Annotated in this window: 24 protein-coding genes; 13 read left to right on the forward strand and 11 right to left on the reverse strand. The window is 67.8% G+C overall.

Translation table 11 applies throughout. The annotated features are described in order from the left end of the window. Positions 1–337: 337 nt before the first annotated feature. Complete coding sequence (locus tag OG609_RS43545; RefSeq protein WP_327277777.1) at positions 338–745, forward strand: hypothetical protein; 408 nt, start codon at positions 338–340, stop codon at positions 743–745. A gap of 52 nt (positions 746–797) precedes the next feature. Here OG609_RS43545 and OG609_RS43550 read toward each other — a convergent pair whose 3' ends face one another. After that, positions 798–983: a hypothetical protein gene (locus OG609_RS43550; RefSeq protein WP_327277778.1), complete on the reverse strand. Its 186-nt coding sequence runs from the start codon at positions 981–983 to the stop codon at positions 798–800. A 102-nt stretch (positions 984–1085) separates the two neighbouring features. Between OG609_RS43550 and OG609_RS43555 the strand changes: the two genes are divergently transcribed. Beyond that, positions 1086–1601, forward strand: a complete 516-nt coding sequence (locus OG609_RS43555) for a hypothetical protein (protein WP_327277779.1) — start codon at positions 1086–1088, stop codon at positions 1599–1601. A gap of 369 nt (positions 1602–1970) precedes the next feature. Here OG609_RS43555 and OG609_RS43560 read toward each other — a convergent pair whose 3' ends face one another. From OG609_RS43560 to gyrB, 3 genes are all read right to left on the reverse strand, one after another. Next, positions 1971–2630: a DUF1707 SHOCT-like domain-containing protein gene (locus tag OG609_RS43560; protein WP_327277780.1), complete on the reverse strand. Its 660-nt coding sequence runs from the start codon at positions 2628–2630 to the stop codon at positions 1971–1973. 1019 nt (positions 2631–3649) lie between these two features. Continuing rightward, positions 3650–5761 (reverse strand): DNA gyrase/topoisomerase IV subunit B, encoded by a 2112-nt coding sequence (locus OG609_RS43565; protein ID WP_327277781.1) that lies wholly within the window; start codon positions 5759–5761, stop codon positions 3650–3652. A gap of 79 nt (positions 5762–5840) precedes the next feature. Further along, the gene (gene gyrB / locus OG609_RS43570) at positions 5841–7874 is read right to left on the reverse strand and encodes a DNA topoisomerase (ATP-hydrolyzing) subunit B (protein WP_327277782.1); all 2034 of its coding nucleotides are present in this window, start codon (positions 7872–7874) and stop codon (positions 5841–5843) included. A 497-nt stretch (positions 7875–8371) separates the two neighbouring features. On the opposite strand from gyrB, the gene OG609_RS43575 reads away from it, so the two are divergent. Further along, complete coding sequence (locus OG609_RS43575; RefSeq protein WP_327277783.1) at positions 8372–8512, forward strand: hypothetical protein; 141 nt, start codon at positions 8372–8374, stop codon at positions 8510–8512. Between the two features lie 429 nt (positions 8513–8941). On the opposite strand, the gene OG609_RS43580 is transcribed toward OG609_RS43575, so the two are convergent. Then, positions 8942–9535 carry a hypothetical protein gene (locus OG609_RS43580; protein WP_327277784.1) on the reverse strand — a complete coding sequence of 198 codons (594 nt, stop codon included), beginning with the start codon at positions 9533–9535 and terminating at the stop codon, positions 8942–8944. 340 nt (positions 9536–9875) lie between these two features. On the opposite strand from OG609_RS43580, the gene OG609_RS43585 reads away from it, so the two are divergent. The 3 genes from OG609_RS43585 (at position 9876) to OG609_RS43595 (ending at position 11210) form a co-directional block, all read left to right on the forward strand. Then, a complete protein-coding gene (locus tag OG609_RS43585) occupies positions 9876–10202 on the forward strand; it encodes a hypothetical protein (RefSeq protein WP_327277785.1) in 327 nt (108 codons plus the stop codon). Between the two features lie 181 nt (positions 10203–10383). Next, positions 10384–10803 (forward strand): ankyrin repeat domain-containing protein, encoded by a 420-nt coding sequence (locus tag OG609_RS43590; protein WP_327277786.1) that lies wholly within the window; start codon positions 10384–10386, stop codon positions 10801–10803. Then, positions 10800–11210 (forward strand): DUF6188 family protein, encoded by a 411-nt coding sequence (locus OG609_RS43595; RefSeq protein WP_327277787.1) that lies wholly within the window; start codon positions 10800–10802, stop codon positions 11208–11210. Before OG609_RS43590 ends, OG609_RS43595 begins: the two co-directional genes overlap by 4 nt. Here OG609_RS43595 and OG609_RS43600 read toward each other — a convergent pair. Beyond that, on the reverse strand, positions 11200–11787 hold the full coding sequence (locus OG609_RS43600; RefSeq protein ID WP_327277788.1) for a DUF6262 family protein: 588 nt from the start codon (positions 11785–11787) through the stop codon (positions 11200–11202). The two genes, OG609_RS43595 and OG609_RS43600, sit on opposite strands and share 11 nt — an antisense overlap. Next, positions 11784–13688, reverse strand: coding sequence for a tyrosine-type recombinase/integrase (locus tag OG609_RS43605; RefSeq protein WP_327277789.1), 1905 nt, complete (start codon positions 13686–13688; stop codon positions 11784–11786). Before OG609_RS43605 ends, OG609_RS43600 begins: the two co-directional genes overlap by 4 nt. 300 nt (positions 13689–13988) lie before the next feature. Between OG609_RS43605 and OG609_RS43610 the strand changes: the two genes are divergently transcribed. Both OG609_RS43610 and OG609_RS43615 read left to right on the forward strand, forming a co-directional pair. After that, the gene (locus OG609_RS43610) at positions 13989–15218 is read left to right on the forward strand and encodes a hypothetical protein (RefSeq protein ID WP_327277790.1); all 1230 of its coding nucleotides are present in this window, start codon (positions 13989–13991) and stop codon (positions 15216–15218) included. 103 nt (positions 15219–15321) lie between these two features. Then, positions 15322–16020 (forward strand): aspartate/glutamate racemase family protein, encoded by a 699-nt coding sequence (locus OG609_RS43615; protein WP_327277791.1) that lies wholly within the window; start codon positions 15322–15324, stop codon positions 16018–16020. A 237-nt stretch (positions 16021–16257) separates the two neighbouring features. Here the strand turns inward: OG609_RS43615 and OG609_RS43620 are convergent, their stop codons facing one another. From OG609_RS43620 to OG609_RS43635, 4 genes are all read right to left on the reverse strand, one after another. After that, positions 16258–16848 (reverse strand): SMI1/KNR4 family protein, encoded by a 591-nt coding sequence (locus OG609_RS43620; protein ID WP_327277792.1) that lies wholly within the window; start codon positions 16846–16848, stop codon positions 16258–16260. A gap of 409 nt (positions 16849–17257) precedes the next feature. Further along, positions 17258–17431, reverse strand: a complete 174-nt coding sequence (locus tag OG609_RS43625; protein ID WP_327277793.1) for a hypothetical protein — start codon at positions 17429–17431, stop codon at positions 17258–17260. Beyond that, positions 17410–17691, reverse strand: a complete 282-nt coding sequence (locus OG609_RS43630) for a hypothetical protein (protein WP_327277794.1) — start codon at positions 17689–17691, stop codon at positions 17410–17412. Before OG609_RS43630 ends, OG609_RS43625 begins: the two co-directional genes overlap by 22 nt. Positions 17692–17697: 6 nt before the next feature. Next, complete coding sequence (locus OG609_RS43635; protein ID WP_327277795.1) at positions 17698–17877, reverse strand: hypothetical protein; 180 nt, start codon at positions 17875–17877, stop codon at positions 17698–17700. Between OG609_RS43635 and OG609_RS43640 the strand changes: the two genes are divergently transcribed. The 5 genes from OG609_RS43640 to OG609_RS43660 all read left to right on the forward strand — a co-directional run bounded on the left by OG609_RS43640 (position 17866) and on the right by OG609_RS43660 (position 21045). Continuing rightward, positions 17866–18486, forward strand: a complete 621-nt coding sequence (locus OG609_RS43640; protein WP_327277796.1) for a hypothetical protein — start codon at positions 17866–17868, stop codon at positions 18484–18486. The two genes, OG609_RS43635 and OG609_RS43640, sit on opposite strands and share 12 nt — an antisense overlap. Before the next feature lie 160 nt (positions 18487–18646). Further along, positions 18647–18910 (forward strand): hypothetical protein, encoded by a 264-nt coding sequence (locus OG609_RS43645; protein ID WP_327277797.1) that lies wholly within the window; start codon positions 18647–18649, stop codon positions 18908–18910. Next, a complete protein-coding gene (locus OG609_RS43650; protein WP_327277798.1) occupies positions 18910–19365 on the forward strand; it encodes a tyrosine-type recombinase/integrase in 456 nt (151 codons plus the stop codon). Before OG609_RS43645 ends, OG609_RS43650 begins: the two co-directional genes overlap by 1 nt. A gap of 359 nt (positions 19366–19724) precedes the next feature. After that, positions 19725–19877 carry a helix-turn-helix domain-containing protein gene (locus OG609_RS43655; RefSeq protein WP_327277799.1) on the forward strand — a complete coding sequence of 51 codons (153 nt, stop codon included), beginning with the start codon at positions 19725–19727 and terminating at the stop codon, positions 19875–19877. 103 nt (positions 19878–19980) lie between these two features. After that, the gene (locus tag OG609_RS43660; RefSeq protein ID WP_327277801.1) at positions 19981–21045 is read left to right on the forward strand and encodes an ABC transporter substrate-binding protein; all 1065 of its coding nucleotides are present in this window, start codon (positions 19981–19983) and stop codon (positions 21043–21045) included.

The raw sequence follows: 21045 nt of genomic DNA on the forward strand, positions 1-21045 counted from the left end.
CGGGACGATCTGACGACAGTTGAATAGGAGAGCCCACCAGTACCACGGCCGGTGAGGCCCGCGAGTTCACGGAAACTGAAGGGCTTTTCGCGGGAACCCGAGGATGGACTGTCGTGTTCTCGTGGGTTCGGCCTTCGGGTTCAGACGAACACGCGGGGTGGGTGCCGACGGGCCGTCCCTGGGTGCCTTCCCTGGGAACGGTGCTGACACCGTAGGAGTCATGAGAGCAGAAGGAACGGCACCGGAACCGGAAACCCCTATGCAAAGTGTCCTCACGTCTCTGGGGGAGGTGGCATGCCGTTATCAGGCGGATGAGGTACGGCCGGAGGACCTGCCGATGATCGCGGCTGAGGTACTCGCGGTCGGGCTGGACACCCCGACGCTGTGCGAACTCGCCGGTTGGCCTCGCAACGCGGATGCCCGCGATATTCGCGACGCGTTCGAGCAAGCACTTGCCGAGTCGGGAATCGGGTTGCCGGATCGGGTCCTGGCACGGCGCCACGCTCTGCGCCGGATGGCGGCGAGACTCATCGATGGAGAAATCACTCCCGCCGACCTGGCGACGGACGACTGGTGGGAGACGGATGTCGATACCGCGGCGGAGCAATCGTTCGTGGCACTGATCCCGCAATGCGAATGCTGCATTGAGTACACATTGGGGCTTGACCAGCAGACGTGGGCGGCTCAGTTGCGGATCGCTGCCCTCGCCCTGACATCGTCTCCGCCGATCGGCCCCGGATGCTGACTCCGCCCGGCCTACTCACCCTCGACAAAGGCGTGGACCGGTCAAGCAGACTTCACTGAAGTGGCTGTTCAGCGGCCTGGTTCAGCAGCGACCGCGCGGAGTCGGCGTAGCGCATCGCGGTCTTCTCGTCGAGCCCGAACACCTCGGCGAGGTGGAGCGGATCGGGCCCGTGGGTCAGGGTCTCTTCGAGTGGCTGGTCGACGCGGAGCCGCTCCAGCGTCGCATCCTGCCCGCGCATCGCCGCGCTGATCCAGTGGTTGCTGGCGCGGCTGGTCCAAGTTCCTACTCACCGCAGAACTGGCGCCCACTCAGCTGTCCGAGCCGGGCTCGTGTCGCGGCTGTGTGGCTGTTCGGCCGGCCTGTCGCCGGGCTCACATACCCCACCGACCAGCTCATCGACACCGTCAGGCCAGCTGCCGAGCGGTTCGACGGGCCGGGCCGGCGCAGAGGCCAGAACCCTCCCACCGCCACCGCCGAGCAGACTATGGCCTTCTTCACCTGGTGGACCACCCAGGTCAACAAGGTCCTGGCAGTGGCGACCGATCCGGTCAACTTCGCCGACCGGAATTCCAACGTCTGCAGCCCGGTCAAGCACTGGCAGTACCTGGCCAGCATCGAACGACTCTTCCGCGACGTCGCCGAGACCCTAGCCGACACCGAATACCACGAGACGGCCCAGCTCAGAGCGGCATACGACGCGCTCGACACCCTGGAAGGCATGCGCCACGGCGACTTCGACACGCTGGTCACCTGCTCCCGCGCCGCCCGAACCCTGCAGAACCTCCGGCAGGATCTGCCCCCGGACATCGCGGCCGTCGCTCTGCCCATCTGCCAACGGCCCATTCAGCGGGCCTGACCTGCCTTTTCGCACCGCTCGCCATGGGGCGGCACGTTACTGAGCCGCCGTCGACGTCATGACGCGTTCGCGAGAACCAGCCACCAACTGTCCTGTGACGGTGAATCTTGAGCGTGTGCCATCGAAGATTGAGCAACCGCAACCCGCCCGTCCCGGGCGGGTTGCGGTTGCAGAGAGCTCCTGGGTGTCTCCGCCCCAGGGTCTGACCTGCGCACTCAATGTTCACTGGCACCAGCGCGCAGTCCCCAAAGATCGTTGGCACACGCTCAGGAATCGATTGCACGGGACACTGATCTGTCGCACCGAAGGTTGGGCATTTCTCATCGAAGCTTGAGTGGCTTGGGTCACTCGCGTTCGTGGGTGATGGAGTCAAGCGCCTACAGAAAGCGACGTGTGCCTGCGCAGCAGCCACTGCCCGAACGTCCGGCGCGGGGGCCGCACCACCACGCGGCCGTGGGCCTTCCGACCGACCAGCTCCACTCGCAGAGTGACCGGCGTATCGGGATTCGTCGGAGTCTGACGGTACTTGACTCTGCTGTGTACCAGCTGCAGACCATCGGTATCGACCACGATGCCCGGTCTCGTGACCAGTGTCAGGGTCTTCCCCGTCATGCCCACGTCGATCCGCAAGGTGTCGTGCGTGATCACTGCGTCAGTGAAGTCAAGCGTCACCTTGGAGAACGTCACCGCGAGCTCCAGCCTCCGCGGTACCACCCAGCGCCCCACGCGCTCGACCGCGCCGCTGTGTGCCTGTTCGATCCGAACCATGTCCTTGACCTCTGCTCCAGTCGCGCCGACTGTGGCCGATACGGGCGGCAGGTCAGCGGTGAGCGTGGTCAGTTCGCGCAAAGTTCGCGCCGACAGGGCAGTTTCCAGGCGCTCGTCCAACTCGTCCGTGGTCAGCAGGCCCTCCCCCGCCGCGATACGCAGCACATCCACCACCCGGTCCCGGTCGGCATGAGAGGCTCGCAGCTCGGGCGACGAGCCGGAGCCGGAGCGCTTTCCGGTGGGCGAAATCTCTCCTGACATGCTTCCGTCCTGGTCCTGTCGAACGTCTCCGCGCGACGCAGGCAGCGGCGCGAGTGGAAGACTAACGCTATATCGCGATATGGATCCCGGCTGGGTCTCATCACGGAGAGGCGATGGTCAGTGGTGGTTCACGGCGTGCGGCATTCATCATGCCGAGGCCCGGTCGCGGCAACAACCGCATCCGGGCGGACAGTTCACACCATTCTCCGGGGCGGCTGCCACGTCCGAGCGGAGTATCGCAGAAGCCGCAGCTCGGGTGGCTAGGGCCTCAGCTTCATCGCGCTGACGCTGACGGTATGCCTTTTGGCAGCAGGAGTCTGAGCACCAGAGGCGGGTTGCCCCGCGGACGGCGAAGATCAGCTTCCTGCCGCAAGCCCGGCAGGTCACCTTTCGCTCCTCCTTCCGCGGTTTCGGGTTCCGTCTTCGGTATGCCTTCTGTCGGCATGCTTGCGAGCAGGTCTGCCGTGAACTGCCGTTCGAGCGCCGGAAGGTGAGAGCCCCGCATTCAACACACCGAGTGCCCACAAGGATCTGCTGCAGGGCGGCGGGATCCCGGCCGACCACGGCGGCCGGACGTTCCCAGCTGGGCGAACCGCGGTATGAGCCCGGTGGGTCGCGGAGGTAGAGGCGTAGGTGTGCGACCTTGAGGTGGTTGGTGGCGGCGAGGCGTTCGATGAAGGACTCGAGCCCTTCGCCGGCGGCGGGCCGGATCTGCCTGGGGAGCCTTGGGGGTGGACTGGAAGACTCCTGAAGATCTTGCTCGGGCCGCCCGGCTCATGCCGGATTGCCAGTAATTGTAAATCGGGTTAAACCGGCGTAATCCGGGCGCAATTTCAAGATCTTCAACGGTCTCCTTGTGTCCTGCGCCGGGAATTCGATCAAGATATGAGGCGAGGCGTTCGAGGATCTCGTCGGCGCTCTTCGTCTAGTTGGCCATTACGTCGTCCAGTAGTTGGCCAATCGGGCGTTGGTCCGGGCAACGGAGCAGGCGGGGGCCGCCTGGGCGGGTTGCGCGATTCTCAGATATCGATCCTGGACCGGTCGAGCGTGGCAGCGGAGCTGGCGATGAACTCCTTGCGGGGAGCCACGTCGTTGCCCATCAGCAGGTCGAACACGCCTTCCGCGGCATCGAGGTCGGAGAGATTGATCCGGCGCAGGGTGCGGCGGCGCGGGTCCATGGTGGTCTCGGCCAGTTGGTCGGCGTCCATCTCGCCGAGGCCCTTGTAGCGCTGGATGGATTCCTTGTACCGGATGTTCTTGCCCTGGAACTCGAGCAGCTTGTCGCGCAGTTCGTGGTCCGAGTACGTGTAGACGTACTTGTCCTGGCCCTTCTTCGGCTGGATCAGCTCGACGCGGTGCAGCGGCGGCACGGCGGCGAAGACGCGGCCGGCCTCGACCGTGGGCCGCATGTAGCGGTGGAACAGGGTCAGGAGCAGGGCGCGGATGTGGGAGCCGTCCACGTCGGCGTCGGTCATCATGATGATCTTGCCGTAGCGTGCCGCGTCCAGATCGAAGGTCCGCCCGGTACCGGCTCCTATCACCTGGATGATCGCGCTGCACTCGGCGTTCTTCAGCATGTCCGTGACGGACGACTTCTGGACGTTGAGGATCTTGCCGCGGATCGGCAGCAGCGCCTGGAACTCGGAGTTCCGGGCGAGCTTCGCCGTGCCGAGCGCGGAGTCTCCCTCGACGATGAACAGCTCGCTGCGGTCGACGTCGTCGCTGCGGCAGTCGGCGAGCTTGGCGGGCAGCGAGGAGGACTCCAGGGCCGTCTTGCGGCGCTGCGCGTCCTTGTGCTGGCGGGCCGCGATGCGCGTCCTGGCGGCGGCGACGGCCTTCTCCATGACCACACGGGCCTGCTGGGCCGCGTCACGCTTGGTGGAGGTCAGGAACGCCTTAAGTTCCTTGCTGATCACGGTGTTGACGATGCGGCGGGCCGCCGAGGTGCCGAGGACCTCCTTGGTCTGCCCCTCGAACTGTGGCTCGGCGAGACGGACCGTGACGACCGCCGTGAGCCCCTCCAGGGCGTCGTCCTTGACGATGTCGTCCTTGGCGACCCGCAGGAGCTTCTTGGCCCGCAGCACCTCGTTCATCGTCTTGGTGACGGCCTGTTCGAAGCCGGTGACGTGGGTGCCGCCCTTGGGGGTGGCGATGATGTTGACGAACGACTTGACGGTGGTGTCGTATCCGGTGCCCCAGCGCAGCGCGACGTCCACGCCGAGATCGCGGGTGACCTCGGTGGGCGTCATCTGGCCGTGGTCGTCGAGGACCGGGACCGTCTCCTCGAAGGTGCCCTGTCCGGTGAAGCGGAGGATGTCGCAGACCGGCTTGTCGCTCGCCAGGTACTCGCAGAACTCGCTGATGCCGCCGTCGAAGCGGAAGGACTCCTCGCCTTTGCTGCCGCCCTCGCCGAGGCCGTACTCGTCGCGGACGACGATGGTCAAGCCGGGCACGAGGAAGGCGGTCTGGCGGGCGCGCTGGTGCAGGTTCGCCAGGGAGAGCTTGGCGTCCTTGAGGAAGATCTGTCGGTCGGCCCAGTAGCGCACGCGCGTGCCGGTGCGGCTCTTGGGGACTTTGGTGGTCTGGCGCAGGCCCTGGGCGGGGGTGAAGGGGGCGTCGGGTCCGGGGCCGGTGTAGGTGCCGGGTGTGCCGCGGCGGAAGCTGATGGCGTGGGTGTGGCCGTGGCGGTCGACCTGGACGTCCAGCCGGGCGGAGAGAGCGTTGACGACGGAGGCGCCGACGCCGTGCAGGCCGCCGGAGGCGGCGTACGAGCCGCCGCCGAATTTTCCGCCGGCGTGGAGTTTGGTGTAGGCGATTTCGACGCCGGACAGGCCGGTGCGGGGTTCGGTGTCCACCGGGATGCCGCGGCCGTTGTCGGTGACTTCCACGGATCCGTCGTCGTGGAGGATGACCTCGATGTGGTCGCAGGCGCCGGCCAGGGCTTCGTCGACGGCGTTGTCGATGATCTCCCACAGGCAATGCATCAGGCCGCGGCTGTCGCTGGATCCGATGTACATGCCTGGGCGTTTGCGCACGGCCTCCAGTCCTTCGAGCACCATCAGGTGCCGTGCGGTGTAGTCGGATCCGGCCTGGGGGCGGCTGCCGGTGGCTGGGACGGGAAACGTGCTCACGCAGTGCTCTCCTGGGCAACAGAGGGTAGTTGTCGGGCTTCGGTCGGGCCTCCCGATGGGGCGGGAGCAGTGCCCATGGTCAGATGTCGAGGAAGCGGACGTCCTTGGCGTTGCGCTGGATGAAGTGGCGGCGGGCTTCGACGTCCTCGCCCATCAGGACGGAGAAGAGGTCGTCGGCGACGGCCGCGTCATCGAGGGTGACCTGGCCCAGGACCCGGTGGTCGGGGTCCATGGTGGTGACGCGCAGTTCCTCGGCGTTCATCTCGCCCAGGCCCTTGAAGCGCTGGATGGAGTCGTCCTTGATCCGGCGGCCGTCCTGCCTGCCCCGCTCCAGGAGCATGTTGCGTTCGCGGTCGGAGTAGGCGTATTCGACGTGGTCCCGGCTCCACTTGATCTTGTACAGCGGGGGGCGGGAGAGGTAGACGTGGCCCTCCTCGATCAGTGGGCGCATGAAGCGGAACAGGAAGGTCAGCAGCAGGGTGTTGATGTGCTGGCCGTCGACGTCGGCATCCGCCATCAGGATGATCTTGTGGTAGCGGAGTTTGGCGATGTCGAAGTCCTCGTGCACGCCCGTGCCGAACGCGGAGATGATCGCCTGGATCTCCTGGTTGTGCAGGATTTTGTCGATTCGGGCCTTCTCGACGTTGAGGATCTTGCCGCGGATCGGGAGGATCGCCTGGTACTGCGGGTTGCGGCCGGATTTGGCCGAGCCGCCGGCGGAGTCTCCTTCGACGATGAAGATCTCCGACATTGCCGGGTCGTTCGACTGGCAGTCGGACAGCTTGCCCGGCAGCGCCGCCGTTTCCAGCAGGCCCTTGCGGCGGGTCAGGTCGCGCGCCTTGCGGGCCGCGACCCGGGCCGTGGCCGCCTGGATGGCCTTGCGCACAATGTCCGCGGCCTCGTTCGGGTTGCGGTCGAACCAGTCGGTCAGATGCTCGTGGACGATCTTCTGCACGAAGGTGCGCGCCTCGGTGTTGCCGAGTTTGGTCTTGGTCTGGCCCTCGAACTGCGGCTCGCCGAGCTTGACCGAGATGATCGCGGTCAGGCCCTCGCGGATGTCCTCGCCGGAGAGGTTCGCGTCCTTTTCCCGCAGCAGCTTCTTCTCCCGCGCGTAGCGGTTGACCACGGTGGTCAGGGCCGCGCGGAAGCCCTCCTCGTGGGTGCCGCCCTCGTGGGTGTGGATCGCGTTGGCGTAGGAGTACACGCTGTCGGTGTACTGGCCATTCCACTGCAGGGCGACCTCGGCCGACAGCAGCCGTTCCGTGTCCTCGGCGGCGATAGTGATGACCGAGGGATGGACCGGCTCGCCCTTGCGGGCATTGAGGTAGGCGACGAAGTCGGTGATGCCGCCGTCGTAGCGGTAGGAGACCGTCTTCGCTGCCGGGTCCGAGTCGGCTTCGTCGGCCGCGGCCGTCGCGCGCGCGGAGGGCCGTTCGTCGGTGAGGGTCAGGGTGAGCCCGCGGTTGAGGAAGGCCATCTCCTGGAAACGCCTGGCCAGCGTCTCGAAGGAGTATTCGGTGGTCTCGAAGATGTCGCCGTCTGCCCAGAACGTCAGCGAGGTGCCTGTCCGGGAGGCGGCCTCGTGGCGGGCCAGTGGGGCGGTGGGGGCGCCGTCCCTGTAGTCCTGCGTCCAGCGGTAGCCGTCGGTCCAGATCTCCGCCGACAGCCGGGTCGACAGGGCGTTGACCACCGACAGACCCACACCGTGCAGACCGCCGGAGACCGCATACCCGCCGCCCCCGAACTTCCCGCCCGCGTGCAGCACGGTCAGCACCACCTCGACGGCCGACCGCTTCTCCACCGGGTGCATGCCCACCGGGATGCCGCGGCCATTGTCGACCACCCGCACCCCACCGTCGGCCAGGATCGTCACGTCGATCCGGTCGGCCACTCCCGCGAGTGCCTCGTCCACGGAGTTGTCCACGAGCTCCTGCACCAGGTGGTGCAGCCCCCGCTCTCCCGTGGAGCCGATGTACATCCCGGGCCGCTTGCGCACGGCGTCCAGGCCATCCAGAACAGTGATCGTGTTGGCGTCATACGACGCCGCCCCGGCATGGCCGGGCTGCTGGGATCCGGGAGTATCGATGGCGGTGCGAGTGTCGTAAGTGGTCACAGATGCTCTCTTTCGGGCATGGCAGACCGCGCTCCAACACCACGGTGCGGGAGCGGCCGGACAGCTGGCGGATACAGGGCACAGCAGCCCAAACAGGGCCCCGGAGGCTCACGGGCCTCGGGGCCATTGACTGCTGGGGCGTTGCCCAGGATACCGGAGATGCCCCTTACCGATGGGGCGACAATGCCTCCATGCGCCACCGTGCGGCCCGTAATCCACCTAGGCCAATCCCCCCTGCCTTGAACCCTTGAAAATGCGACAGAGGGCCGCTCAGTGGCTTTTTTGGCCCCTTGCCGCGTAGAGCCCCAGGCGCTATTTCCGGCGTGACCCTCCGCGGTCACCAGTCGCGCTGCGTCAGGCTGCCGGTCCGGCAGCCACTGGGGGATGTGTTCTGGGCGGTAGCTGTTCGGGCCGAGTCGGCTGCTGGGACCGCGCGCCAGATTCTGCGTCCGGCGGTCTCGGGCCTGTATGACCGCGCTGCGAAAGGAGAGCGAAGCGTGGAACAGGTGAAGGTCGGTCCGTCCCCATTTACCGGAGCCCGGGTCGGGCCCGGAGCGGAGCATGGATCTGAGGGCTTCGTCGCGGTCGTGCTGGTCGAGAGCGAGGATCTGGTCCGCGGTGTGGAGAAGAGCCGCTGAGGCGGTGGCCGACTCCGGTGGCCGGTCCCAGGTGTGCTGTCGGCGCTCACCAGGGAGGGCATCGATCTCACGAGGTGCATGGTCAGGTGATGCTCGACGGCCTTCGCGAGCGGTGCGGGATTGAATTCCCTGGCCAGCGGCCAGGTGGCGAGGACGACCGCGGACAGGATCCGCAGGTCTGTGAAGTACTCGCGAGCCGTTTGAGGACTTCCGGCGCCGTCGAAAAGGGCGCGATGCGGTCCCGCAGGTGCAGCAAGGCCGGCGAGGCGGCCGGCAGCCGGGGGCTTGCGGGAGGAGTGTCCAGGTGGGCGCCGCAGATGAGAGCGAGCATGTCCTGGTCCTCGACGGGGTTGCGGCACTGGACGGGGCCCTCGCCGGGCAGCGGTGCCAGTGCGCGGGGCAGCGGGTCGGGCAGGTGAGGCATGGGGGTCAGCTGCCGGTGCGGGTTTCGCGGCCGTGGTCGTCGATGGTGGTGTTGCGGCCGCGAGCCCGGCCGGTGCCGGACGCGGTCGTCTCGGGGGCTGCGGGGGCTGGGCCGGAGTGGCCGGGGATGGCGGGGACTTCGCCGGCCTGCGGGTCGCGGTCCGGGTCGTCGAGGCTGAGGACGATGTTGTCGAGGAGGGCTTCGTCGAGTGTCTCTTTGCTGCTGTCCATGGCTTCCTGGCAGCCGTCCTCGATGAGCCGTTCGAGCAGGCCGACGACGCCGTCGGTGCGGCGCATCAGGTACTCGGGCATGTGGCCGCCGGTGAGCATGTCGGGCGGGGCCTTCAGCAGGCGGAGGTTGGCCTGCAGGCCGGCGAGGTGGTCGTGGAAGGCGGCGATCTGGCCGGGGGTGGAGTAGCGGAACCGGTCGAGTTCGACCAGGTCGAAGCGGCGCTCGGTCTGGGTGGCTTCCAGGCCGTGGACGCGGGCGTGCTGGGAAGGCGGCAGTACCCGCTGGCGCTTTTGCGGGTCCCAGCGGCCCTGGCGCAGGAGGCCGGAGCCGAGGATGCCGACCGCGATGAGGATCAGGGTGACGTTCATGCTCACGAAGGCACGGATCAGATCGAGGGTGTCCTGGTCGTCGGCCCGGTGCCTGCGCAGGCGGGTGATGTCGTGACCTTTACCGACCGCAGGAGCTCGGATACCGGCTCTGAACTGCGACTATTCATAGACTACATGTTCGTGACGGTGCCTCATTATCTTCTGGCATCGCCCGATGGAGTGGTTCTCGACTTCGTGTCCCAACCTCGCCTTTTCGTGTCCCAACCTCGCCTTGGGGACGGCGGGGCACCGTCGGCAGTTCTGGACGTCGCCGGGGCATCATGGGGGTATGCCGCCCGCTCCCGTTGATCCGCGATCGTTGAATGCAGCCGAGAGGGCCGTGCTGGAACACATCCTGGCCAGCGACTTCACTGGTTCCTCGGAGCTTCGGAGCCAGATCGGTCAGGCGGAGGTCGTCGCCACCTGGTCGCCAGGATCGATGAGTGTCGACCTGAGAGTGCTCGAACCCGCGTCGCGGGCTCCGTTGAACGCTGGTCTTGTCCCGGTGGGCGCGCAGGTGCTCGACGAGCTCGGCGAGTACGTCGGCGAGCTGCTCGTATGGATCGAGGACGGGATGCTGGCCGGGCTCGAATACGCCTGGATCACCGACGAGATGCCCGCCGCGCTACCCACCGTCGAGAGAATCCGGCTCACGCCCGACCTGTGACCGGAGACGACGCTCCGGCACGCGATGTCTGCTGAACCACTCCCAGTGGCTCGGCGATCTGGGCTTCGAGGTCCGCGACACGACGGCCTTGGAAGCGGAGGTCTCGACTGCGTCGCCTGAGGTGGCTCTGGCTATGGGGGTGCCGCAGTCTCTCCCGTCAGGCCCGGAGAGGATGGGGGCCATGATGCAAGAGGATCAGGGGCAGGACCTGTTCGGCCGCACGGCGGCGCACAATGCCGTCGTGGATGGCGATGTCGCTGGGTTGAGGGCGATGCTGGAGCGCGGGGCGGATCCGGACGCTGTGGACAAGGCAGGTTGGACGCCGTTGCACTTCGCCGCGCAGGCCCAGGACGCGCTGGCCGCCGAGGTGCTCCTATCGGCCGGCGCGTCGGTGGACGTGGCTGATCGGCATGGCAATACCGCGCTCTGGCGGGCGGTGTTCACCTTCCGGGGCGAGGGCGAGGGCGCGATGCTTCGCGTGCTGCTGGCAGCCGGAGCCGATCCCGACCAGGAGAACGCGCACGGTGTGAGCCCGCGTGGTCTGGCCGACAAGATCGCCAACTATGACGTTGCGGTCCACATGCCCCGCGGCAAAGAATGAGCCGGGAGATCATCCGCGTCGATGATGGTTGGCGCGTACCTACGTTTCGCGGACTGGGCGTGAGCGAGCTGGCCATCTCCCGGGAATTGAGGCTCCGCTTCGGATCGCACCAGATCGAGCTGCACTCATGGTCGGAACTCGCGGCGGACGAACAGACATACAGACTGGCCGCATGGCCCCAGACTAACCTCGGCAAGGCGACCGAGCTGTTGGGCCAGGTCATTGCCGAGGTCAGCGCTTCCGATCAGGGCGTCCTTCGGATCCTGTTCGCGAGTGGCTGGTGTCTGACAGTTCCGCCCGACGACGAGCGTTCCGCATGGGGCGTGTCAGTCCGATTCCATGAGTTTCTCCACGTCCGGCCCGGCGGCGAAGTGCGGGTGAGCGGTCCCCGCGAGATCAGGACGTAGTTCGCCCTGGTTCAGCGATCTGGGCTTCGAGGTCGGCGACGCGGCGGTCCTGGAAGCGGAGGTTGGAGCGGGCGGCCTTCAGCCGCTCGTCGAAGGACCGGTTGTCGGCGGTGAGCTGGCGGACGCGCTGCTTGAGGGTGGTGTTCTCGGTGGTGACCCGCTGGATGGCCTCCTGGGTCCACTCGGCTTCCAAATCACGTACCTGTCCGAGGAGTTCGCCGATGCGGGTGCGCTGGGCGAGGATCTCGACGTGAGCGGCCTTGAGGGCGTCCTCGGCGTTCAGGGCCCGTTCACGCCAGGTCGCCTCGCGTGCCTCGTCCTGGTCGGCGACCATCTGAGTCCGGCGTTCGCCGGACTCGGCCTTCGCCGAGGCGACCGCAGCCCTGGCATCGGGGTGGTCGTAGAGGAAGGTGCGGGACACATTCGCGCGACGGGCGACGACGGAGACGCTTACCCGGGTCTTCTCGCGGCGGAGCCGGGTGATGGCGTCGCGGACTCGTCCGAGGGCGGCGTCGGTGGTGCGGTGGCGGGCGGCCAGGGCGGCGGCCGTGCGCGGATCGGGGACGGTGGTGGTCACGCGCATTGCTCCTGTTCGTCGATGGTGTCGTCGGCCTGGTCCTGCTCATCGCCAACTGCCTGGGCGAGGTCGGCGGCGCGGAAGGCGGTGGACCACACGCGGTGGAAGTAGTCCTGGGGTTTGCGCAGGTCCAGGGCGAGGGCGTCGTCGAGCAGACCGAGGCCGGCCAGGGCGCTCTCCAGGCCGTCGATGGCGCGGGCGGTGGGTTCGAAGTAGCGGTGGAGGTAGTCGGCGGTGGCGTCATCGGGGGCACCCTCAGCCAAGAGCCGCCACTGTTCGCGCTTGCGCCGCCAGTAAAGGAGGTCGGCGCCCGACAGGACGAACTTGTCGCAGTTGTGGCAGTCCAGGTTCCAGGGGCAGGCGCCGCCCTCGACGACGGGCTGGAAGGTGCAGAACCCGCCCTCGGCCGGGGTGCTGCGGCGCGACAAGTCGATCGCCAGGGCCTGGGCCTGCGCGCGGGTGAGCGGGGTGGCATCCCCGGCCAGAAGTTCGCCCGGTTGGGCGGTGCCGGGACCGGCAACCCAGATATGCTGGAGCACGTCCTCCAGATCAGTGCTGGTCAGATGTACGTAATGCTCGGCCATGCGGTCCGAAACCTGGCCGAGGTAACGGCGGATGTGGGTCAGCGAGGCACCGGCCCGCAGCAGATTGGTGGCCAGCGTGTGGCGAGCCTGATGGGGGACGAGCTGTCCCAGGTCGAGTTCGTTCACCCAGGCCCGGAAGCCGCGGTTGAACCACGTGTATGACAGAGCGGTGGTGCCGGCGGGGTTGCGGACGTTGGTGGCGAACAGGGCCAGCCGGGCCCGTTCGCTGCCCGTCGGTCGACGGCCGTGCCGGGCAACGAAGCGGTCCAGCGTCTTGCGCTGGCGCTCGGCGAGTAGGTCGTAGAGGCGGTCCGGGATACGGATCGCCACGTCGTAGTTCCCGACCTTGGTCTGGTCGTGCCAGAACATCGCCAGCCCGCCGTAGCGGCCGATGCAGTCCCAGCGCAGTTTCACGACCTCACCGACGCGCCGACCGGTCACCACGATCGTCTCCCGGACGTCCCTCAACCCCAGGTCGTCCGGGTCGTGGGCCTCGGCGAGCCGGGTGAGGTTCTCCCTGTCGGCCAGGGCGCGAGCGACCTCGTCGGGAAACGGCCGACGGGCCCGAAGTGTCTCGTTCCCGGCATAGGGCATCGCGATGATGAACTCCCGGTCCAGCGCGAGCCGTTCGGCGGTCCCGTGCTCCAGCGCGTCGCGCAGCAGCTTGCGCACCCCGTTGAAGACGTCGGTGCGGGTGACCTGGGTGACCGTCGAGGGCTCCTCGGTCAGTCCCTTCATCACCAGCGACGGCAGGCTGTTCTGCTCACGGTGCCGCTGGTCGGCGATGAACCGGGTCATGTGCTCCACCCGCAAGGCGGACGGGTCGTGGCCGCCGCTGGTGGCGTCGACCTCCAGGAACGCGCTGAGCTCGGTGCAGGCCCGGCGGATGCCGTCGATCGGCGCGGCGGTGCGCGGGCGGCGCGGTGAGCTGATCAGGTCGGCGGTGTAGTCCCAGAGCAGGTCCCGAAGCCAACGCTGGGAGATGGCGGTGAGGTCGATGTGGCTGGCCCGGGCCGGGAAACGGATGCCGAAGTGCTCGGTCTCGATGAATCCGATGCAGAGAAAGTCGGTGCCACCATGGCCTGGTACTGCGCCGGCCCGGGTCTCGAGTACGCCTCCATGGAAGATCTCAGGCGCGGAGTGTCTACAGAGGAAAGCAAGGCAGCGCTGGAGGCACTGGCCGATCTCCGCGATGAGTACCGCTCGGCCTGCCTCTCCGCGTTCCTGACCTGCGAAGACCCCGAGACACGCCAGGACCTTTCCCTCGGGCTCAGCCTTGACCCAGCGGCCTACCCCGACGATCTCCAACCCAGCCACGAGCAGGCCAGGCGCATCATTCTGGCGAACCCCGAGCGGTATCGCTGGCTACTTCAACGCTGCCCCCACGTGCCACCGCCCGCAGAGGACCACCAAGATCGACCGCCCCTTCCGCACGCTTGACAAAGACGATTGGGAATCAGTCACACCCGGCCGCTGGACATGACGTGCAGCAAGTCATTCCGTGCAAGTTGCGGCATTGCAGGTCAACGCCCTGCCTCGACTTGCCTGAGGCCGGACATCTACGCTCTATGCCCGGGCGGCAGTGATCGCCCGGACGGGTTCCGAGGGGAGTGCGCGATGCGCGCTGGGTGGATCAGGCTGTGGCAGTGGACGGCGTGTGGCGGGATCGGGCTGAGTCTGTATGCGGGCTGGTTGATGTTCGATGACATCCGGGACCGCGCTTCCAGCGAGCGCGACATCAGCGCGGCGTGTGATCGGCTTGTGTCCGCGGCCGCGGTGATGGACCTGCAGGGCGGGATGGTCCGGGCAAAGGGCAGCGACTACGACGAGTTCAGGCTCGATGTGGGCGAGCTGCCCGGTTCCTGCACCGTCTACAAGGTGCCTGGTCCCGGTAAGACCACGGGCCTGTTCACCTTGGCGGTGCGGGGCAGTGACACTTCCGAGCCGTTGCACTGGATCGGTGATGACAACGATCTCGAGCCGTTCCGCGACAGTCGCGGCAGTCAGAAATCCGATGTCACCGCGATAGCCGACCGGCGCCCCGAACCGCGACCAATCGGCGATGGCACCCTGGGCCGGTACGGAAACTGGTACACCACCATCCGCGCCGAGTGCGGCCCCGGCAGCCGCGCGACGGCCCCGAAGCTGCTGAATGTTACGGCCCGCGCCGACTACGAGGACGTCTCCTCAGCGGACCGTGAGCGCCTCGCCCACATCGCTCGCTCGGCCACCGAGGAGCTCACCGACCGGATCGGCTGCCAGAGCCAGCTGCCCGCCCTGCCTGACCACCAGTTGGCGTCCGTACCGTCTGACCTCCGCCCCGCGCAGGCGACGGACGGTTCATGCCGCTGGTTTGCCCGACACATCGAGGAGCGAGGGCAAGGCCGGCTGCCCGACCGCGCCCTCGCGGCACCTGCCCTGGACGCGTCCCCCATCGAAAGCTGCCTTCTAGCGGTCAGCCCCGACCAGGTGGGCCGTATCGCCGACGGCTTGCACGACGACGAACACGATTACGCACGCAGTGCGCTCACTCACTCGCCATGGTGGCTGCGCACCGTCTCCTACTTCGGCGCAGAGGCGCGCACGGTGGGATACGACGTCCTGGGCGGCGAGGACAAGATCATCACAGCGGGAACGGCCGGACAGGCAAGCGGCGCGTGGTGGGCCTCCTCCATCTGCGACGGCAAGCCCGCCCTGCACACCCTCAGCTCCAGCTACACCTATGACAACGTGCTCGGCCCCCGGACGCTGTCGGCCCTGTTCCGCGCGTACGTTGACGACATCACGAAGCGGCGCGGCTGCACCCATGTGACGTACCCGGACACGAAGGACTTCCGTGCCCCCTGAGCACCACACCGTACTGAGCACGTCATCTGGCGGATGATGCCAACTCGAATGCCCAGTCACACCTCTGCGCGGTGGCCTACGAAGGATGTGCGAGGGTGACCCGATGAAGACCATTGGGTTGATCGGCGGCATGAGCTGGGAGTCGACGGCTGAGTACTACCGGCTGCTCAACGAGCTTGCCCGGGAGCGGCTGGGTGGCCTCCACTCGGCCAAGTGCGTGCTGTACTCGGTCGACTTCGCCGAAATCGAGCGGCTGCAGGTGGCCGGGCACTGGGACAAGGCGGGCGAAGTACTCGCCGACGCCGCCCGGTCCCTGCAGGCCGCTGGCGCAGACCTGTTGCTGATCTGCACCAACACCATGCACAAGGTCGCCGACCAAGTGGCGGCGACGGTCGACATTCCGTTGCTGCATCTGGCCGACACGACGGCGGCGACGGTGCGTACCGCAGGTCTGCGCAGCGTGGGATTGCTGGGCACCGCCTTCACCATGGAGCAGGACTTCTACCGCGACCGCCTGACCAGCCACGGCCTCGGGGTCCTCGTTCCCGACGAAGACGACCGGGCCGTCGTCCATCGGGTGATCTACGAGGAGCTGTGTCTGGGCATCATCCGGGAGGAGTCCCAAGCGGCCTACGGTGAGGTGATCAGCAGGCTGGTGGCCTCCGGAGCGGAGGGCATCATCCTCGGTTGCACCGAGATCGAGCTCCTCATCGGCCCGGAACACAGCCCTGTTCCCGTCTTCGCCACCACCCGACTGCACGCCGAGGCCGCCATCACTGCGGCACTCGCGCCAGAACGGTAGGCCCGGGCGCGCATCGCGGATAACGAGCTCGTACCTCGACCGCGTCCGCACGCCCCCGTGTCCCCCGGCAGCGAACCTGGACCGTTTGCCAACAAAGCTGGACCGGTTACTGCGACGTCACTGGAGTGCATCCTGGCCTGCACGAAGGAGTCCCACGATCGTGCCGCCAGATCACCTGGATGAACCGGTGGCAGCACGCACCATCTGGCCTGCGCAATCGGTGGCGGCGGGGTCCGGTCACTTGTTCTCGCTGTAGTTCATGAACCAGTGGGTGTCGAAGTAGTGGGCCATCGTGAACGGGTGGCGAGGGTCGAGGAGGATGCGGCAGACGAACTCCGCGGTCGAGCAGTCGAAGGGGACGATCTCGCCGACGAACGTCTGAACCGTGACGGGCCAGCGGTCGGGATCGTTGTCGTTGGTCCGCCAGCAGTACAGGTTTTTGTGCTCGGTGCTTGCCCAGATGAGCAGGCCGTCCTCCCTGAGGGAGGTCCATGGCTCCTGGTTCAGAGTGAGGTATGCGTCGAAGGCTCCATCCCCGAACGTTTCCACCATGCGTTTGTAGTCGCCGGGAAGGCGCCTGCCCAAGCTCGCCTCGATCGGTGCCCAGTCGACGTTCGGCCGTCGCGGGGGCTGGGTCCAGCCGGTGATGCTGATGAGCTGCCCGAGCCAGTTCACTTCTTGGCAGGCCCTCTCCTCAGCTGTCGCAGCCTGGGGGACCTGTGTCCGCCGCGGCGCGGTTGCCAACACCGGCCGGACGTCACCTTGCGCGTCATACGCGGTCCCGGCGCCGATCCACTGATTCCCGTAGGCCCATGCCCGTATCGTCATGCCCCGACCTTCGAGGAAAGCGAGGAGAGCCGTGCCACAGGAATCGTCTGCGGTCGGGTCCGTGAAGCCGTCCAAGACAAAGGTGCGCGGGACCCCGTAACGGTCGGTCAGCAACTCTACGAGCGCATGCGGATCGCTGTCCTCAGGCAGGTACAGAGACCCGCCCGTGACGGCAAGCCGGGCCAGCAGGTCGTTAAGGGTCGATTGCGTGAACTCCATAGCGGACGGGAAAGCACACCGCACTGACAATGGGACTTCGATCCAACTTCGGTGGCAAACGGTCCAGAATCATTGTCGGGGGACCCCCCCGCACCTGGTGTCACGTCGGGTCGAACCTGCGAGGTCTGTGAGGCTCACACCCCGTTCACCAGGTAGACGCGGTGAGCTGTGAGGCTGTGAGGTACCCGTCTCAGCCGCCGTGGCGACGGGTCAGGTCCTCCAGCACCGCACGCCACTGTTCGCCCCCGTGCCGCCGGTCTACCGCCTCGATCTTGGCCTGGGGCGGCAGGGCGGCGAAGAGGTCCGCGAGCGCGCCGCCCCGGCCCTCCTGGGCTTCCCACCTCAGCTGCTCCGCCACCCGCATGTCGAGGTGAATCCAGAATTCTGGACGGCCTGCCGTTGCTCCGGTGCCGGCGCCTGCCCCGCACGGGGCGGTCCGCTCTGCTCCTGGGCGGCCTCGGGCGCGAGCTCGGTGAGGATCGCGCGGACCGCGGCCGTCGCGGCCAGCGCGGGCGCCAGCGTCGTCTCCGCTTCCGGACCCATCTGGGCAAGGGCGGCGATGAGGGCGTCGACCGTCGCCAGCGTGTCCGACGCCGCCGACGGTGACCACCCGCCTGTCGCCACCGCGTTTCACACGTTGCACGCCGCGTCCGACAGCACCTCGACACGACCCGCCAGCTCCATGCCCTGCCCAACGGTGCAGTCCGGCCCGCGTACCGCGCCGGACACCAGGTGGTGTCCGCGGCCGCGCCTCCGTACGCCCCGGCCCGGCTCGCCGGCGCGGAGGACGAAGGAGGCATGGGCGAGCACGACCAGGACGACGTCGCCGAGCTGGCGCGGCCGCCGCCGACCGCTGTGCAGGCCCGCGAGGTGACGGCCGCGCTGCGTGAGGCGATGGACGACGTCCGGCGTACGGTCGCCGTGCTCGCCGCCCGGGTCCGTGCCGCGCACACCGCCCACGTCTGGGCGCCCCTCGGCTGCCCGAGCGGGGAAGCGTACTGCGCCCCGGAGTTCGGCATGAGCCGCGCGCACGCATACCGGCTGCTCGACGTCGCCCGCGCTCTGGCCGTCATCCCCGGCGCCGTCGCCGCCGGCACCGATCCGTCTCGCACGCGAGACACCGGCCCGGCCGCCGTGGCCGCGCTCGACTTCGGACTGTCCCAGCGCGCCTTGATCGCCGTCTCCGGCCGTACGGGCGACGTCGTGGAGCTGATCACCCGCCGACTCGCCGCGCTCGCCCACAGCGGCCTGACGGCCCTTGATGAGCCGACGGCGCGCGCGGTGGCCGCCAGGCCGTCCGCGACGTCCGCACCGCACCGCCCCCGCCGCCCGAGGATCCGTCGGCGGATCCCGCGCTCGCCGCGCTGCGCCGAACCGTCGACGACCTCGCTGCCAGCACGCACGCGATCGAGGAGCTGATGCTCGAAGTCGCCCCGGCATACCTGTCCGACGGGCAGGCCGCCGACGTCCTGGCGCCGCTGTGCGACGCGATCGGCGAGGAACTCGCGTCGCCGCCTCCGACGCCCTGCATGCCCGGCCCGGCGGGGGCCAGGACTACACGAAGCTGCGGTTCGCCGACATGCAGGCGATCGACACGGCGATGAGCCGCATCCGCCGCAGCACCGACGACGAACTCGCCAGCAGGAGCTGGCGCCAGCAGTCGTTCGGCTGCTTCGTGGAGATCGTCGACTTCGGCCGCAAGACAGACATGCTGACCGGCATGCCCGGCAGTTTCGATCGGGACGAGATGCTGGTTCTGCCGCCCGAGGAGCCGAACGAGGACGCCGCCGCCGGGCCGTCCCTGAGCCTGTCATCGCCCAGCTCGATGCTGACCTCGCCCTGATGGGAGCCGCCTTCTCCTGCGGCGAGATGGAGCAGGCCGATATCGAACTGATGATGCAGACGGCCTACCTGGTCCTCCGCGACACCGGCCGCCGTCCCATCGAGGTCGCCAGCCTGCGGCTGAAGTGCCTGGAGACCCGCAAGGACGAGAACACCCTCATCTGGGACAACGTCAAGAAACGCCGCTACGGCCGCAAGCTGCCCGTCACCTGCGAGACCGCCGAGGTGATCAAGACCTGGCAGGCCCGTCGACGTCAGATGGAGGTCCCCTCCCGCAGCCGGAAGTACCTGTTCCCGTCGATCCGACACCATGCGCGACCGGCTCGGCAGCCTCCCCAGGACGAACGCGAGGAGATCGAGGAGGCCAGCGCGGTCCTTCGGAAGGTCCGCGCGACCCGGGACCACAAGCTGCTGCCGCTGACCGTGATCCGCAAGGAGACCCCGGACGCCTACTGAGACGTCCGTGAAGCCCTCCAGGACACCCTCAGAGGTCCTCAAAGCCGCACGTCAGCGGGACAGTGCCGACAAACTCGGACGCGTCCTCAAGGCCGTCCAGAACATGCTCCGCGACAACTGCCGCGCCGCCTTCGCCACGGTCACCCGCGAGGTGGGCGTCTCCAGCTGGCTCGTTTATGCCCCGGTCTGCGCGAGCGCATCGACCAGGCGCGGGCTCGCCAGGCCGCCCAGGGCCACCAGGACCAGCACAGCGGACGGAAGGTCTCCACTGCCGGCGAACAGACCGGCCTGCTTCTTGCCCGCCAGGAGATCAAGCGGCTCCGAACCGAGAACGGCCAGCTGCGGCAGCAGGCCCGCGGGTGGCGTTCGCGTCCCGGCTGCTGACCGAGACAGCCGAAAGCCAGGAGGCGATAGCGCGGCAGGCCGGCTTCGGTACGGAGGCCACACTGCGCCACGCCTTCCTACGGGTGCTGCGTGTCTCGCCGTGCGAGTACCGCGAGCGGTTCACCTGAGCCCGATCTCCAACTGGCCCGGAACTCAGGGCGCGTTCGTCCCGACTACTGAACCGGGTGACGGAGGTTCGCCCGCGTGCCGAGTGGATCCGGGAGTAGTTCGATGCGTTCTCGTGTGTGGGGCGGTACGGCGGCCGTCGTGCTGGGCGGCCTGCTGGCAGCCGGCTGCGGCGGCGGGGAGAAGGACAGGGCGGGCGAGAGTGCCGGGAAGGACGTCTCTGGCGGCTACCCCGTGTCCGTCACCGACTGCATGGGCGCCAGAACCACCTTCTCCAGCGCCCCGAAAAAGATCGTCACCAGCAATGCATCCAGCCTGGAGCTGCTGCTCCGTCTCGGCGCCGGTGACGACGTGATCGGCACCGGCTTCCCGCCGGGCAAGGGGACCCTGCCCGACGACCTGGACGCGCAGGCGCAGAAAGTGAAGGTGCTCAGCGACACCGTCATCCCGAAGGAGAAGCTGCTCGGCTCCGGCGCCGACCTCTACATCGACACCTTCGCCAACATGAACATGGGCGGCGGGATGGGGGACGCGCCGACGGGGGAGGAGTTCAAGGCCGCCGGGATCAGGCACATCCACCTCAAGTCCACCGCCTGCGCCGCGACGAGCAAGAGCGCCCTGACCGACCTTTCGGCGGTCGAGGCCGACATCACCTCCCTCGGCGCGGTCACCGGCACCAGCACCAAGGCCAAGGAACTCGTCGCGGGGATGAAGGAGAAGACGGACGCCGTCCAGCAGGCGGTCGGCGCTGCGGCGCAGAGCGCGCGGCCCACGTACTTCTTCTTCGACTACGACACCGGCACCAAGCAGCCCACCGTCGTCTGCAACCGCCAGGTCGCCAACGCGGTCATCACCCTGGCCGGCGCCCGCAACGTCTTCGTCGACTGCGACGGCGACTACAAGCAGGTCGGCTGGGAGGACGTCATCGCCAGGAACCCGGACTGGATCCAGCTCGGGGTCCGCAACCGGGGGAGCGGGGCGGCGAACGACAAGGCGTTCGACGAGGCCGAGCAGTGGCTGAAGTCCAACGCGGCCACCAAGGGACTGAAGGCGGTCAAGGATGGCCATTTCCTGCGCATCGGCTCCGAGCAGACCACCATCGCGGGTGTCGAGAACGCCGACACCGTGGAGACGATCGCCAAGACGCTCTACCCGGGCAAGGTCGGCTGA

This window comes from Streptomyces sp. NBC_01224 (genome assembly GCF_036002945.1).
GTDB lineage: Bacteria > Actinomycetota > Actinomycetes > Streptomycetales > Streptomycetaceae > Streptomyces.